The organism is Helicobacter bizzozeronii (assembly GCF_900196775.1).
Lineage (GTDB): Bacteria > Campylobacterota > Campylobacteria > Campylobacterales > Helicobacteraceae > Helicobacter > Helicobacter bizzozeronii.
The window spans coordinates 1-13,769 of sequence record NZ_FZLB01000008.1; the positions used below are offsets into that span (position 1 = coordinate 1).

The 13,769-nt window shown below is 41.7% G+C and carries 12 protein-coding genes and 2 pseudogenes; 5 read left to right on the forward strand and 9 right to left on the reverse strand.

Annotation, left to right across the window (positions count from 1 at the left end; genetic code table 11):
* Positions 1-250: 250 nt before the first annotated feature.
* The 4 genes and pseudogenes from C5684_RS01215 to C5684_RS01230 form a co-directional block, all read left to right on the forward strand.
* Positions 251-1,594 (forward strand): relaxase/mobilization nuclease domain-containing protein, encoded by a 1,344-nt coding sequence (locus C5684_RS01215; protein WP_158650158.1) that lies wholly within the window; start codon positions 251-253, stop codon positions 1,592-1,594.
* 8 nt (positions 1,595-1,602) lie between these two features.
* Positions 1,603-2,478 (forward strand): hypothetical protein, encoded by an 876-nt coding sequence (locus C5684_RS01220; RefSeq protein ID WP_158650160.1) that lies wholly within the window; start codon positions 1,603-1,605, stop codon positions 2,476-2,478.
* A gap of 813 nt (positions 2,479-3,291) precedes the next feature.
* Positions 3,292-3,957: pseudogene (locus C5684_RS01225) on the forward strand (integrase); the annotation flags it as partial.
* A gap of 224 nt (positions 3,958-4,181) precedes the next feature.
* Positions 4,182-4,592 (forward strand): annotated as a pseudogene (locus tag C5684_RS01230) (tyrosine-type recombinase/integrase); the annotation flags it as partial.
* A gap of 62 nt (positions 4,593-4,654) precedes the next feature.
* Here C5684_RS01230 and C5684_RS01235 read toward each other — a convergent pair.
* A complete protein-coding gene (locus C5684_RS01235) occupies positions 4,655-5,326 on the reverse strand; it encodes an endonuclease (protein WP_013891090.1) in 672 nt (223 codons plus the stop codon).
* A 322-nt stretch (positions 5,327-5,648) separates the two neighbouring features.
* On the opposite strand from C5684_RS01235, the gene C5684_RS01240 reads away from it, so the two are divergent.
* Positions 5,649-6,917: a hypothetical protein gene (locus tag C5684_RS01240; protein ID WP_233708612.1), complete on the forward strand. Its 1,269-nt coding sequence runs from the start codon at positions 5,649-5,651 to the stop codon at positions 6,915-6,917.
* On the opposite strand, the gene C5684_RS01245 is transcribed toward C5684_RS01240, so the two are convergent.
* From C5684_RS01245 to C5684_RS01275, 8 genes are all read right to left on the reverse strand, one after another.
* The gene (locus C5684_RS01245) at positions 6,914-7,582 is read right to left on the reverse strand and encodes a hypothetical protein (RefSeq protein WP_104639171.1); all 669 of its coding nucleotides are present in this window, start codon (positions 7,580-7,582) and stop codon (positions 6,914-6,916) included. The two genes, C5684_RS01240 and C5684_RS01245, sit on opposite strands and share 4 nt — an antisense overlap.
* Before the next feature lie 119 nt (positions 7,583-7,701).
* Positions 7,702-8,997: a type IV secretion system protein gene (locus C5684_RS01250; protein WP_104639172.1), complete on the reverse strand. Its 1,296-nt coding sequence runs from the start codon at positions 8,995-8,997 to the stop codon at positions 7,702-7,704.
* Positions 8,987-10,264, reverse strand: coding sequence for a toprim domain-containing protein (locus C5684_RS01255; protein WP_233708613.1), 1,278 nt, complete (start codon positions 10,262-10,264; stop codon positions 8,987-8,989). Before C5684_RS01255 ends, C5684_RS01250 begins: the two co-directional genes overlap by 11 nt.
* A 10-nt stretch (positions 10,265-10,274) precedes the next feature.
* Positions 10,275-10,802 carry a hypothetical protein gene (locus C5684_RS09400; RefSeq protein ID WP_233708614.1) on the reverse strand — a complete coding sequence of 176 codons (528 nt, stop codon included), beginning with the start codon at positions 10,800-10,802 and terminating at the stop codon, positions 10,275-10,277.
* Positions 10,802-12,109 (reverse strand): hypothetical protein, encoded by a 1,308-nt coding sequence (locus C5684_RS01260; RefSeq protein ID WP_104639173.1) that lies wholly within the window; start codon positions 12,107-12,109, stop codon positions 10,802-10,804. The genes C5684_RS09400 and C5684_RS01260 overlap by 1 nt, the downstream gene beginning before the upstream one ends.
* Positions 12,110-12,118: 9 nt before the next feature.
* Complete coding sequence (locus C5684_RS01265; RefSeq protein WP_104639174.1) at positions 12,119-12,391, reverse strand: hypothetical protein; 273 nt, start codon at positions 12,389-12,391, stop codon at positions 12,119-12,121.
* Positions 12,388-13,485: an ArdC-like ssDNA-binding domain-containing protein gene (locus tag C5684_RS01270; protein ID WP_104639175.1), complete on the reverse strand. Its 1,098-nt coding sequence runs from the start codon at positions 13,483-13,485 to the stop codon at positions 12,388-12,390. The genes C5684_RS01265 and C5684_RS01270 overlap by 4 nt, the downstream gene beginning before the upstream one ends.
* Before the next feature lie 42 nt (positions 13,486-13,527).
* Complete coding sequence (locus C5684_RS01275) at positions 13,528-13,755, reverse strand: hypothetical protein (RefSeq protein ID WP_104639176.1); 228 nt, start codon at positions 13,753-13,755, stop codon at positions 13,528-13,530.
* Between the last annotated feature and the right edge of the window lie 14 nt (positions 13,756-13,769).

Below are 13,769 nucleotides of genomic sequence, written 5' to 3' on the forward strand. Positions count from 1 at the left end.
CCGATATGAGCAAGGCAATTAAGACCTATAAAATTGACATACTCTCCCATAACTAAAGTTAGGGGATTCTAGCTTTAGTGGAGATCGCGGCTTCAAGCAGGACAGCTCCGTTTGGAGTCTTACATTCCCTATTCCAAAGGTTGATGCCCCAACCCCAAGGGTATTACCCCTTGATTGCAACACAAATATTAGCACAGACATGCTTGTGCTAGCCTTATATCCCCATAGCTAAAGCTAGGGGCTTTACGGCGTGGTTGGTAAGACCCCTGTAATCATTAAGAATATCGGGCAGATGAAGCGCGCGCATTTGAAAAATGCGCTTGTCTATGCTCTTAAGGGCACAGACAACAAGAAAGCCTACAACCAATGGTTTGAACAAGCGGGTGTTGGGGACATTTTAGAAGAATGGACAGCAGACTTTGATCTGCTCAAAGATTATAATGAGGCGATGCACTTGGTCTTTTCTCTCAAAGAAAAACCCGATGACTTGACAATGCACAATCTACTCCACACCACTTTTGAAACACTCAGGGTGTGTATGCCCGATCACAAGTTTGCTTTAGTGCCCCACAACCACCAAGAACACGCCCATATCCATGTCTTTATCAATAAAACTAACCAAATCACTAAAAAGAGATTGCGCTTTGCCACACGCACCGATTGCAAAGAGTTTTTCCACGATTTAAGAGAAGAGTTTAGTTATCGTGTCAATGCGTGGTTACAAACTCCTGAGCACCTCTATGTCAATCAACCTAGTTTGCAAGCTTTAGACAATCTCAACCAACGCCTGCGGGCTATTAGAGAGGAAGAGAAACAAGCAGAAAAAGCCTTGGTTAGCAAAGAAGAACACCTCAATCATTATAACCAAGAGCTCCTCAGTGTTGGCTCACAAGCTATTCATAAACGCATTAAACACTTAGAACAGCGGGTTAAGTTTTATGAGGATAAGCTCTTGCGTGTTAGACAAGTCTTAGCCAAACGCACTTGGGAAAAACCGGGCTGGTTTCCCCCTAGTCCAGAGGAACTAGAACGCCGTGCCACTCTCTCTAAAGGCTACAATAAAGCCAACAAGGAACACTTTGAACCTTTAGATGTCCTTGATGTCCCCACTCTCCAAGAGTTAAAAGAATATTTTTCACAAGTCCTAGAGCAACACCAGCACCATATCACCCACACCAAAGAGAGTTTGCAAGCTTGGCTAGACTACACCAACACGCTCTTTACACAACAGACCAAAGGCTTCACGCTCTTGCAAAAGAAACAAGCCATCTATGAACAATACAAACGCTTGGATCAACGCTGTTTGGATAAAAACACTCTTTTGCACATAACTAGACTCAAAAGTGAAATAGAGATACAGCGCACCACCCAAGAGAGAAACTTTATCAATCCTAACTTCTTAGATCACATTGCGCAAGCTCTACACCACCAACCACCCACGCTTAAAAATCTCAAACAGCATTACTACAAGCTCAGAACTCTAGCACACCTTGTGCCCCAGCTCCAAGAAGTTAATCCCAGTGAGCAAGATAGACAGCTAGTCATTATCCAAGCAACCAACAAGCCTTGCTCAATATTGCTAATGAAAGACTAGCTTTCTTAGTGCAACGCTTCAATGCTCTTAGACAAGAGAAAGAGGACTTAGAGAAGATTTGGAATAAATGTACACAACAACACCAACAAGCCACAACCCCAAAAGAACAAGAGAGCCTCTTACTCAACCCAAACTATGCACAACTCAACCGCTCACTGGAGCGCATTAGTAAGAGTTTATCTTTCATTGCTAAAGAGATTTTAAGCGCTAACCGCTTTTTAAACACCCACGCACGACATTTGCCTTTGATCTTGCTAGATGCTAAACAACTCTTGCAAAAACTCAAAGTTGAACAAAGAGAGTCAATTTCTAAGACAAAAGAATTATCCCAAACTCAAAAAGTTTCTGGTGTGCCCCACGCCATACAACCTGCTTTCAAGTCTGCTGTTGTTATACTGGGCACAGATAGGCATAAGCAGTCCAACCAGCAACATCTTAGCAATGAGTCAGAGCTCTCACAAAGACACACAAGGGCAAGCAATGTGCTTACATCTGTATCTGAGCTAGACAAGACTACTACCCAAGATAGCGTGTCTTATCAAGTAGGCCAGCATAACCAACAATATGGCCAGCAAGCATCCTCAAACCAACCACAGCAACCCCACACCTCTAAACCAAAAACAACCCAACTTGATTTAACCGCTATTCCACAAGCTCCAGCTACTTTGGACTTCAAAACAATGATGCAAATATTGCAAGATCAACAAAAGGCACTCCAAACAATGTCCCAAGAGATCACAGAACTCAAGCAACAACAGACTCAAGAGTCCCTAGAGCTTGGACAAGCACGACAAGACATAAAAACACGGCCACAGCCAACAACCCAGTCAGCATTCACATACAATGAAACCTCCAGCAAGGAAAAGGGCAGAGGCCATCGATAAATCACTTCCCTTATTTCAAAAAACACTGCTTACTGCCCTTTTAACGCTTTTTACAAGCTTATAGCAAGCGACTTTACAAAAAATCCATTCAAACCATTACCAACACTCCCAATCAATTCTGAGCCATTTTAGAGCAATACAGGCAGTATCTCATTTAAACGCTCTAGGCTCTCCATAGAGCCACACACAAGCCAAACCATACAAATACACTAACCACTCTTTTCAAAGCGTTCTGTGAGCCTTGTAGAGCTTAAAGTTTGCTGATTGCCTTTAGCGATTTATCTCTTAACACATATCGTGCCACACTTATGGAGTCTTCTGCACAACTCCATAGACTTTACTTGGAAGGTTTGAGAGAGTTTTTGTGTGTGCAGTGGATATTCTTTGCTATGGAGTTCTGTGTTTGGCAATAGCTCTCTGTGTGTCATTCTTGCTCATCTCCATAACCTTCTTGTGGATTTCAAATTCATATATGCTGTAAAACAGAGCCACGAAAAACAAAATTGTTCCAGCAACTACTGACCCCTTTTTCATCTAGCACCCCTTGTGTTGATAAATATAAAACCCCCACACTTTTTAAGACTTGTGTTTTTTTAAAAATTTTTTGCTTTTCACATGCCATGTGTCATGAAAAACAAGCAATAGGTTAGAAAGAAGCTAAAGCTTATTTCCCTTATTTTATTATTATATTTAGGGGGAAAACTTATTCCGTTTTCTATTAATAATCCCGTGTTCAAGGGAGGTATTTTTAGGCATTCTCATTTTCTCTCTTAAAATTGCATTCTTTTAACAAACTCAATAAGGGAGATGAAAATGGCAAAAATAACATCCAATCTAGCTTTACGCTTGAGCAGGACACAAAGAGAACTCTTTGAGAATATCAAGGCATTTTTGCACTACAAGATCAAAAGCTTCACGCCCGTGCAAGCTTTAGAGGATATGGCTAAGGTGATCTGCTACCAAGAGGAGATTTTAAAATGCCAGCATATCAGTGCATTAGAGAGTCTGTGCCACAAGCTTTACAATCAAGGGATTAGACACATTTTGATGGTGCGCATCTTATTCTCGTTCTTCACACACTTTAAAGCCCGCATCAAACTAAAGAGCCTGAGAAGCCTCACAGAAGAGCAAGTGATTAGCTTTCTTTTTGATCTGGCTCAAATCAGAAAATCTAGCTATATGGCTAAGTATGTGATGTATCTACGGCAATTCTTTGACTATTTAGATAGAAAACGCGGATACAACTTTGATTTTCCGCTAAAAAACCTTGCCTTTGCACAAACAACCCAGACTTTGCCCAAACACTTGAATGCTCAAGACTTAAGAAACTTTATCCAAACACTGCTGGATTACCAGCCCCACTCTAGCTATGAAAAGCGCAACAAGTGTATCTTGTTGCTTGTGATACTGGGCGGTCTTAGAAAAAACGAAGTATTTAATTTAGAACTCAAAAATATCAAATCCGAAGAACAGAATTACCAGCCACGCCGTAAAGCCCCTAGCTTTAGCTATGGGGATATAAGGCTAGCACCAGCATGGCTGTGCTAATATTTGTGTTGCAATCAAGGGGTAATACCCTTGGGGTTGGGGCATCAACCTTTGGAATAGGGAATGTAAGACTCCAAACGGAGCTATCCTGCTTGAAGCCGCGATCTCCACTAAAGCTAGAATCCCCTAACTTTAGTTATGGGAGAGTATGTCAATCTATTCTCGTGCTGGGCAAGAACAAGCAAGAGCGAAAAGCTTACATTCGTAAGTCTATCTTGGAGCAAGCTTTGCACGCTTGGATGCATGATAGCAAAAGACTACAGCACTTCAATGGGGTGTTCTTTTTCAAAAAAGCCACACAATCCCAAAGGACTTGCCAACTTAAAAACTTCATTGCCAAGATTTTCAAACGCTCTCAGATCAAGCATTATCAGACATACGGCACGGGCTTACACCTCTTTAGGCATAGCTTTGCCACACTCATCTACCAAGAGACACAGGATTTAGTCCTCACTAGCAGAGCTCTAGGACATAACTCTTTGCTCTCCACTAAAATCTACATCCACACCACTCAAGAGCATAACAAAAAGGTCGCTTGCGTGTTTGACACGCTCTTAAAATCTTAAAGAGGGGTGGATAATGGGGGAATAAGATGATTAGATGACCTATAGACTTTCTTTTCTCTTAACTACTTCCCCATCTCCCTCTCAATAATCTTTGTGCGTTCTATCTCCCAAGCACTGGGAGGATACATCTTGTTCCACGCCTCCATTAACTGCCTCTCTGCTCTAGCTAGATTGATCCCATAAGTTTGACTCATATGCAAATAAGCCCGTGCAATCCAGCCCTTAGAATAGTCAGCTGGATAAAAGCGTTTTTCTTTGAAGTCTGTATAGACTTTGCAATTCCCGTACTGCGTATAACGCATATTCTTCGGGGCTTGGGCATAGCGGTAGTTGTTTCTATCTCCATTGACTTCGCCTATAGTAGGCACAAGATTGAACATATTGCCTTCCATTTTGGCAAATGTGGGGTCTTTTTCACAAGCCTTACGCCCGCCTTTTCTCCAACACGCTAAATGCCTGCCAAAGTTCTGTGCGGGCATAATATGCTCCCACTCCACACGCCAACCCCGTTGATTGTCTTTACCCTTCTTGGTCTTGGCATTGCGGGCGGTGTATTTGTCTGAATTGATGATCTCTAAGTGTGTTTTTGTGCCTTTATGCACAATCCTAAAAGGGGCTTGGCAATAGAAAGTAGTTTGGTGATCGGGGTGCTGTTCGTATAGCTTGATAAGCCTTTGTTTGGCTTGTGTGAAGTTCTGGGGTTGGGCGTAGAGAAATGCACTAAGAAAGGTCATTATGATAAGACACCGCAAGGACACTTGGAGCTCCTAGTGTTGTTTGGGAGAAATATACTATACGATTGTTGCATTTTGCCAATGTGTGCCGTAGCTAATGCCGTGAAAATACACAATAAAATATAATATACTTGAACATTGTAAAATACAATACAATAAAACATAATACAATACTTGTATTTTAAAATAAAGATTGTTTTGCTTTAAAACACACCGCCATTTTTGGTGCAGACTCCAGCAAATGATTTTAATGTAGCATTTTCGCACACTTAACCAAAACGCTAGGTAGCAGATGATGTTATAATAGAAAAAAGGGGTTAAAATGACCAAAGTAGCCTATGAGTCCCTCTTTTCCCTTATTCTATTTAGTGCTTTTATGTCCAATGCCATAGCCGTTGGTATGCTCACTTTTGATGAGGCAGCTAATGGACAATTAGCCAGCATTAATAGCCAACAAGGCACAATGTTAGGCAAAATGGTAGATGGGATTAAAAAATACGAAGAGATGATTTCTAAAGCCCAAGAACAGATCGCCCAGTTGAACAAAGTCAATGACCTAATGAACAAAGCCAATGCTCTTATTAGTGGTTCTGCAATTACTATTGCTAATCCTATGAGATTGCTGGATCAATTCAAAAGCCAAATTGCTAGCATTCAAGCTAACTATGAGGATTTGAAGCAGGCTGTGAAGAACTTTGACATTAGGGACAAGCTAAGGGATAAATACCTTAACAAAGAATGCCCGTGGTTAGATTTGAATCAGTTGAGCTACAAAGTTACCGATTTGAGCAAAGCGATTATAGGCACGGGTGCAGAAACAAGACTTATCAAAGATGCTAAAGCTCTGCTACGCGCCCTGAGCGATGATAGCACCCGTTCAAGCTATCAGGATATGAAGGAAGAAATCACAGGGAGGTCTATGGCGATTATGCTATGCCAAAGCCTCAATGAAGCGCGTGAGGAAGTGGATATGGAGAACTCCTATACTACAGAAGCTAAGGCTATTCTAAAAGGGGATTATGCTGCTGCTAATCAAGAACGACTCAAAAGAGCCACAGCCAAGTTCAAAGCTAAACTCAAACAAGAGCAACAGCTTAACGAAAGGATGCAACCTTTAATCGCTAGATTAGACACACTCAATGCTGAATTAGGCGTTACAGACAAGAATGCCAATAACAACAAACAAAAAATCAAGTATTGCAAAGAAAACCCTAACACCAACACTTGTGAGCCCATACTCCTCAATAGAGACAAGCTCTCTAATGAGCTTGATCAAATCACTAAAGAACTCCAACAAGCTTTAGTAGCTGCTACAGACAAAGATTCCCAAGCCCAAGTGCTTGCTGATTACAACCAAAAAATCAAAGGCTTGACCCTTGCTTATTTAAAAGAAATCACTAATCAGTTGCTCTTTCTCAACAAAACAATGGCGATGCACTCCTCAATGGTGGCCTCTGTTTTCAAGAGAGAGTATAGAGTGGGCTCTAATAGCGTTGATAAGACCAAGATGACTAATTACAAGAATAGGTTTAAAGAACTAAGCACCTACACTAAAACCGACAAGTATGGCTTTCCCGATCCTACGCCTTAAAATTCCATTTCTCTAAATGGGTCATAGCTCTTAACGGGCGGATGATCAAGTTCTTTGCTCAGAGCATCTCTACATTCGTGTCGGAAGTCAGTTTTTATAGGGTAATAACTGCCGTATTTGCGTAATTGACTCGAAAAGGTCCTATAACACTTGAGTAAAATAGCATGGCGGATTTTAGGATCATCATATTTGTTGGTTTCTATATTGGGATAAATATCGTCAAGATCGCTGTCAGAATCATATAGCTTGGGCAATGGGTAGTATGAAAAAGTATAACGAAGAAATGCGCTCCTCCTAACTAGCAGTCTGCACTTTTTATCTGTTTTCAGGATATCTTGTCCCTTTTCTAATCCATCCGCCATTCTTGTATAGCACTGCATCAGCATTGTAGTCAGGCTACTTTTCTTTTGTTTTGTCGCATATTGATCGGCTAACTCTCTGCCCTTTCTGGCATTTCTACACATGCTCTTCTGCTCTTTGTTCAAGTCCTTACCTTGTAGTGCGGCACTAAGCGTTAAATTATCACATTGCTTCAGCACTCTTTTGCGTTCTTCATGGTGTGTAGAATAGTATTCTGCACTCCTTGTATCGCCTAGAAGTGGAGAAACAAAACAAGAACTCAAAGCTAAAGAGCCTAAAACATGCGTTGCAGTTTGCCATCTCATCACTAAACCTCCACAAAGGACACTTGAGAAAGTGGTCATTATAGGGTTTATTTGTTATTTTTCTCTTAAGTCAATGCAATTCCCGAACCACTCATTAAGTTTCTCATTTTAATCATATTTTATTTTCCACTTCCCCCTTTATCCGTATTGGGTGTGCTACTTGAAGCATTGTGCTGGTTACTAGCATTACTGCCTGTTGCAAATCCACTCCCTAAAGCACTTTTGATCGTATGCACACCAAATTTAATGCCTAAGCTAATAGACTCTCTGTCAGCCACAGCACTTAAGCCCCCTGTAGCCCCCATTGTAGCTAGAGCTCCTAGACCTGCTCTCACACCTGCTAGTCCTCCTCCTGCACTCTGATAAGCCTGACTGATCTTATTAGCTGCCATCACTGCAGAACCCCCTACTACCACGCCCCCTGCTGTCATCCCTATCTTTTGCATCATCTCTGTTACAGCCCCGACACCCCCACTTGTGCCAAAGATGCCATTGATGAAGTCTGGGATGCGTTTGACAAGGTAGAAACACATTAAAGAAGATAGGATCAGCACTAGCATGTGCCCTAAGAGATCGAAAAAGCCTGTATCTATGATTGTCTTACTCGCCTTACTTGCATCAAAAGCACCACGCTTAATCTCATCTGTTGAGGGAATCCTAGCAGTCATACTATTGATGACTGCGAAATTCAAAAATGCCACTAACATCAAACAAGGTTGGTAAAAAGTTAATGAAAGTAACTTTTTGATGTAGCTAAACAACATCCCCTTAGTCTGTGGGAATAATCCTAATGGCAAGACTATAATGCCCAATGCTAACCATACCTTAGTTTCTATAAACACCATTAACACAATAATCAAGACTAAAGCGATAAACAAGACCTGGGCAATAATCAACAAGAGGAATAGGATGAGCTGGGGCAGGAGTTCGAAAAATATCATCAGCCCCAAGTCTTTGAATGCCGTATTATAAAACAAAGTGATAGCATAATAAGATTGGTCAATCAAATGTGCAATGTGGAATTTTTCTCCATTGTCAATTTTTTTCAAGGCCTCTACATTCGCTTGTAAGCTCTTCGCAATAATCTCTGTTAGGGCATTAGAAGGAGCAGAAATAATATTTTTCACCTCACGCATATAAGTGGTTGGTTCAGAAATTGCCCAGTTGATCACGCCCAAAAACACCGCAAACACCAACATGCCCATCAAAGTCTTTAATTGGAAAAAATCACCTTCTTTAACACGCTTATAAGCCCACCACATAAACAAAATCGTTAGGATAATGTTCAAGCCCATCTGCACTTTGAAAAATTCGGTCATTTGTGTGGCTAAATTATTAACGACCTTGTCTGCAGGACCTTGGAAATAATACATGGCCTTACCAAAGACACTCCCAACAGGATGATTATCTTCCATACTTCCTCCTCGTGTTTAAATTCAATTTCAATTTTTCTAATCTACTCATCGTATCAGCGTTGAAGTCTTTAATACTAGCAACGCTATCTAACTTCTCTAAAATCTCTCTCTTGCCCTCTGCATAGACATACGGATTCTCTAATTGCTTAAACGCTTTAGAAACATATTGATAAACACTATCTGCATTGACATTATTCTCCCCTATTATTTGACTAAGCCTCAAGTCATCATTGCAATCTTTGGCAAAGGGGGTATAGATTTCAGGCAACTGATTTGTGCAGTTAAAAAATATCTCTTCTAACGCCTGTGTGTAGCGTTGTCCCGCTTCATCATTATCACAGGCTAAAACCACATTGACAGACAGGTCAGGGGGACTGACTGCACTAGGAGGACTAAATACTTTTCTAGGTATTTTCTCTGTGAAAAGATTTTGAGAAGCCTGCTGTTTGAAGGGTTCTATGTCTAATACCTTGCCTTGCACAAACATAGGCTCGGCACTCTCAGGACTCTTATAATAAGCTCTCCCCCTATCTACCAAGACTTTTTTATCTATGTAGGCATATAGACCCAAAGTCTTGGCTACTAGGCTATTGAGTCCTATAAAACTCTCTGTATCTAAAGAGCCTAAAGGCTGTGCTGTAGGGATAAGAATACGATAGCGATCAGCAATATACCCGTTCTTTTCTACTTGGTGGCTCTTAGAGGGCATAATCAAGCTCTCTATGCCTTGTTTTTCTAACAAGTCTTGTGCTTGCTTTAAGGTAAGCTGTGGGCTGTCCTTGTCATTGTCAATGTCATAGATAAGAAGATTGGAAAAACTCTTGGCATTAGAAGCATTGCGATACCCCTTTTCAAATAAAGCACTCGAATAAGGGGAGGATTTAATGGCTTGGGCTAACTCTTTAAGAGAGCTCACACTCTGTTCTTGCCAATGATTAACGGGCATATCTTTAGGATTGTTTCTGTCAAAGTATTTGGGTTTTGAAAAAGAAATTTTTAAAGTCTTGCTTATGGTGGGTTGCATGTCTTGGAGCTTTTTGGCTTGCTCTTTTTCGTAGAGCTTCCACTCTTTGTAGGCTTTCATCTCTTGTAAATACTGCTGGTAAGCTTGGCTTTTATCTTGGTTCATCTGCTGGAACAATGCATTCACAAAAGAACACATCTTCTCTGATCCAAACTGCCCCGCACTGCCTAGTAGTAGAGTTGTGTTTGGGTTCAAATCCTTCATTTGCAAATAAGCCATACTATCTAAGACACTCTCTGTCATCGCAATAGACTTAACAGCCCTCAAGCCTCCACTGGGCACAAGCATTTGCCATCACAAGTCTTTGATTTTCACAAAGATAATTGGGTACACAGAGGTTGTTGTGTTGATCGGTTCTTAAAGAGTTTTGGTAGCTTTTAAAGAGCGTGCCTTGAATGCCCCTGCTTCTTAGGAGCTGGCTTTTGTCTAAATCATAGAGGGGCAAGGCTTTAAACTCTTCTTTGAGGCTCTTTTGCTCCTGCTGGCTGGTTTGAGAGATTGTAGAACTCTTGGTTTTGTAGCGTGCATCTCCCTTAATCAAATCCTCTAATCGCAATCCGCGTTTTTGGCAAAAATTGATGATATTGCCCTTATCATTCCTATCTTCAGTGTTGAAGTAGTGATAACTCCCTGCGCTATTCTTTATAACCAGTCTCCCTTTCTCATTAGGATGTTTGAGCACAGGGTAGTTTAGAGTGCTTTTTTCTTTATCTAACACATAACCAAAATCTTGCAAAATGCTATCTAGGGGCAGATAGATCGCATTTTTGATGTAAGCCATTAACGCCTTCTGCCTCTAGGTTTAGCCGGGGCATCTAGCCAAGGCTCAAGCGGAGGTGTGGGCTTGTTGTTAGGGACTTCCTGTTGGGCTGTTTGCGTATCTTGTGTCTGTGTTTCTAACCAAGGTTTATGAGAGTTTTGGGATTGAATCCATGGCTCAGGGGGTGGTGCTGTGATTGGCTGTGTGGCATTTTGGCTTGGCTCTGCAATCGTTTCCCTTATTTGAGTGGCTTCTTGCTGGACTGCTTGGCTTTCTGTAGGGGTCTCTCTACTCTTTTGCATTTTTGCCAAGTGGCTATTCATGGCATCAGCCACTTTGCCATCCATAGGCTCTAGGCTTGCTTGGCATTGTTGCACATAGCTTTGGATAGCCGTGTATTGTTCTGCCTCTAGGGGGTGTCCTAACACGGCTTTAACACTGAGTTGTAAGCCTAAATCTTGCATGTGCTTGTTGCCATGTGCTTGTTCTAGGGCATCGTTAATGAGATTAAGATGTTCTTGGGTAAGCTTGCTGGGTTGCTTTTGGGAAAGCACTAACAAGACTTTGAGTTCTGCCTCTGTCATGTGGGATTTGGCATAGTTTAAAAAGCTCTCTTTAAAATCTGTCTTGGTCTTGATGCGTTTTTGTTGCACATCTAATTCAACTTGCTTGAAGTAGCTGTGTAGCTTGGTATACTTGTTATCTATTTCTGTGGCTTGGAGTGGATTCTGCTGGAGCTCTGAATAGTTCTCATTAGACACTTCTAAGCCTTGCTCAGACTGACTTAACTGCTCTAAATTGCCCTCTTGTTTTTGCTCTACCAAATCTTTAGTTTCAGGTTCTTGCACTTGCTTTAATCTGTTGGGGTGCTCTGCCAAGACTTCTTGGATTTCATCTTGGAGAATGGTGATGCTTTGTAAGAGCTCTTGCTCTTCTAGGCTATCTTGGGCTTGTGGGGTTTGCTCTGCTCCCCCATATTCTTGGGTTTGTGGCTCTAGCGTATCTTCTTGGACTTGTCTTGGCTCTTGCTCTTTAGTTTCTGTTTGTGGCTCATTTAGTGTCTTATCTTGGGTTTGCTGTTGGTGCTTGAGCTCTGTGAGCTCTTGAGCCATTGCTTGGAGTGTCTTTTGTTGTTCTTGGACTTTTTGGATTAATGTGTGGTGGGCATCCAGTGCTTCATTGGCGATTACTAGCTCTTGCTCTAATCTGTTTGGTTGTTCTGTTACTGCCTCTAGAGTAGTAGTGCCTTGCTGGAGCTCTTGGTGCTCTAAGCCCTCTTGGGCTTGTGGGGTTTGCTCTGCTCCCCCATATTCTTGGGTTTGCTCCAATTCTAATCCCTACTTGGCTGGGGCTTGTTGCATGGTGTGTTCCATTTCTTTTTTGAAAGTATCAATATAATCACTGATGGCCAAAATGTCTTGTTGATCTGTTGTGCTTCTAGTAGCACCCACAGCCTGCATTTCTTGTTTTAAGAGTGTCAAAAAATGTTCTGAATCACTGCCTTTAGCTTGTTGCACTTCTTGCACAAAGAGACGCATAAAAGCTTCTCTCCCATCATATCTCCAAGCCCGCCACGCTTTTAAAAAGCCATTAAGGAAGTTGTCTATCAACGACCCCTCCCCTTAGAGGGTGTCGCAAAGTAGGTTGCATTTAAGGCTTCATTTTTTGATTGTTGTTGCGTCTTGAGCCAAGCAATCTCTTGAGCCATCTTTTGGATTGTCTTTTGTTGCTCTTGCAATATTTGAATCACTTTTTGTTGTTCTTGCAATATCTGCATCACTATTTGCATCCCCTGTTGATTCTCTAGGGCGATTGGTGCTTGTGGCATCGCCATTTCTAGTCTAGTGTTGTCTTGCTGTGGCTGATTTGAGGGTGCTTGATGGTGTGGTTGGTTAGACTGATTTGCATAGTGTGGCATATTGCTTTGAGCAGACTGGCTTGGCTTAGGCGTGTTTGCTCCTGTATGCCTTTGTGAGGGCTGTTGTCTATCTCTAGCGTATTGTTGGTTGTGTTGGGCATAATGACCTACATAGTCTAGCACCCGTTGGTATTGTGGCTCTGTGAGTTTGGCAGAGAGGTCATAGATCACTAAACTTTGATTATCCAAAGAAAAACGCTCGTCTGTGTATAGAGGCTTTAAGCTCTTGGGATTTAAAGGCTTTAGGTGTGTTCTATCAATGCTCTTAAAACACTCCACATTGTAAAGATGCTTGATTTCTAGTCTAGGCGGGATTTCTACACGCACCTCTTCCATCTCAAATAGGTATTCCCCATATCTGTTATAGCGTTGGTTGCCATTCCCATCCAATAAGGGGATGGGATTGCCTTGTGCGTCCTTCTTGGGGACTTTTTGTATTTCATGGGTTTTAACATAGCTGATGCTTGCTTTTTTGATTGCGCCTTGAGGATTTTGGCTAGATTGGGTGTTGCTGTGGATAAACTCAAGCTCTCTAGCATCTGCTCCTAGTTTTTGTGCTTCCTCAAGGCTGATCCACGCATTGCTAGTATAGTTGCCTTCTTTTTGCTTGGCATCTAAAATCAAGGCATTCAAGCCACTATAAGCACTGCCTGAATGGGCATTATAAGCCCTATTGTGAGGCTTGAATGCTAGACCTTGCTCTAGGGCTGTGTTAATTTCATTAGCTAGAAAATCTCTAAACATCGCCTTTTGTTCGGCTACACTTATCTCATCCCACGATTTCATTTCTTCTCCCTTATTTTTATCTCTTTGTGATTAGGTATTGCCTTAAAACTCTTGCGCTTGATCCTCTGTGCCCACACTATCTAGCCAAGGCTCATCAGGCAGTATAGGTGTGTTAGAAGCAGTGCTGGCTTGTTCTTGCTGTGTAGAGAGCTCTACTTCCTCTAATGGCACACCATAAGCTAAAAACTCTGCTAGAGCTTCTTGGCTTAAGGGGTAACTGCCCTCTGTGAGTTCTTGTAGTTCTGTTACTTGGGGTTCTAGTTGTTGCATTGTGTTTTCCTTTG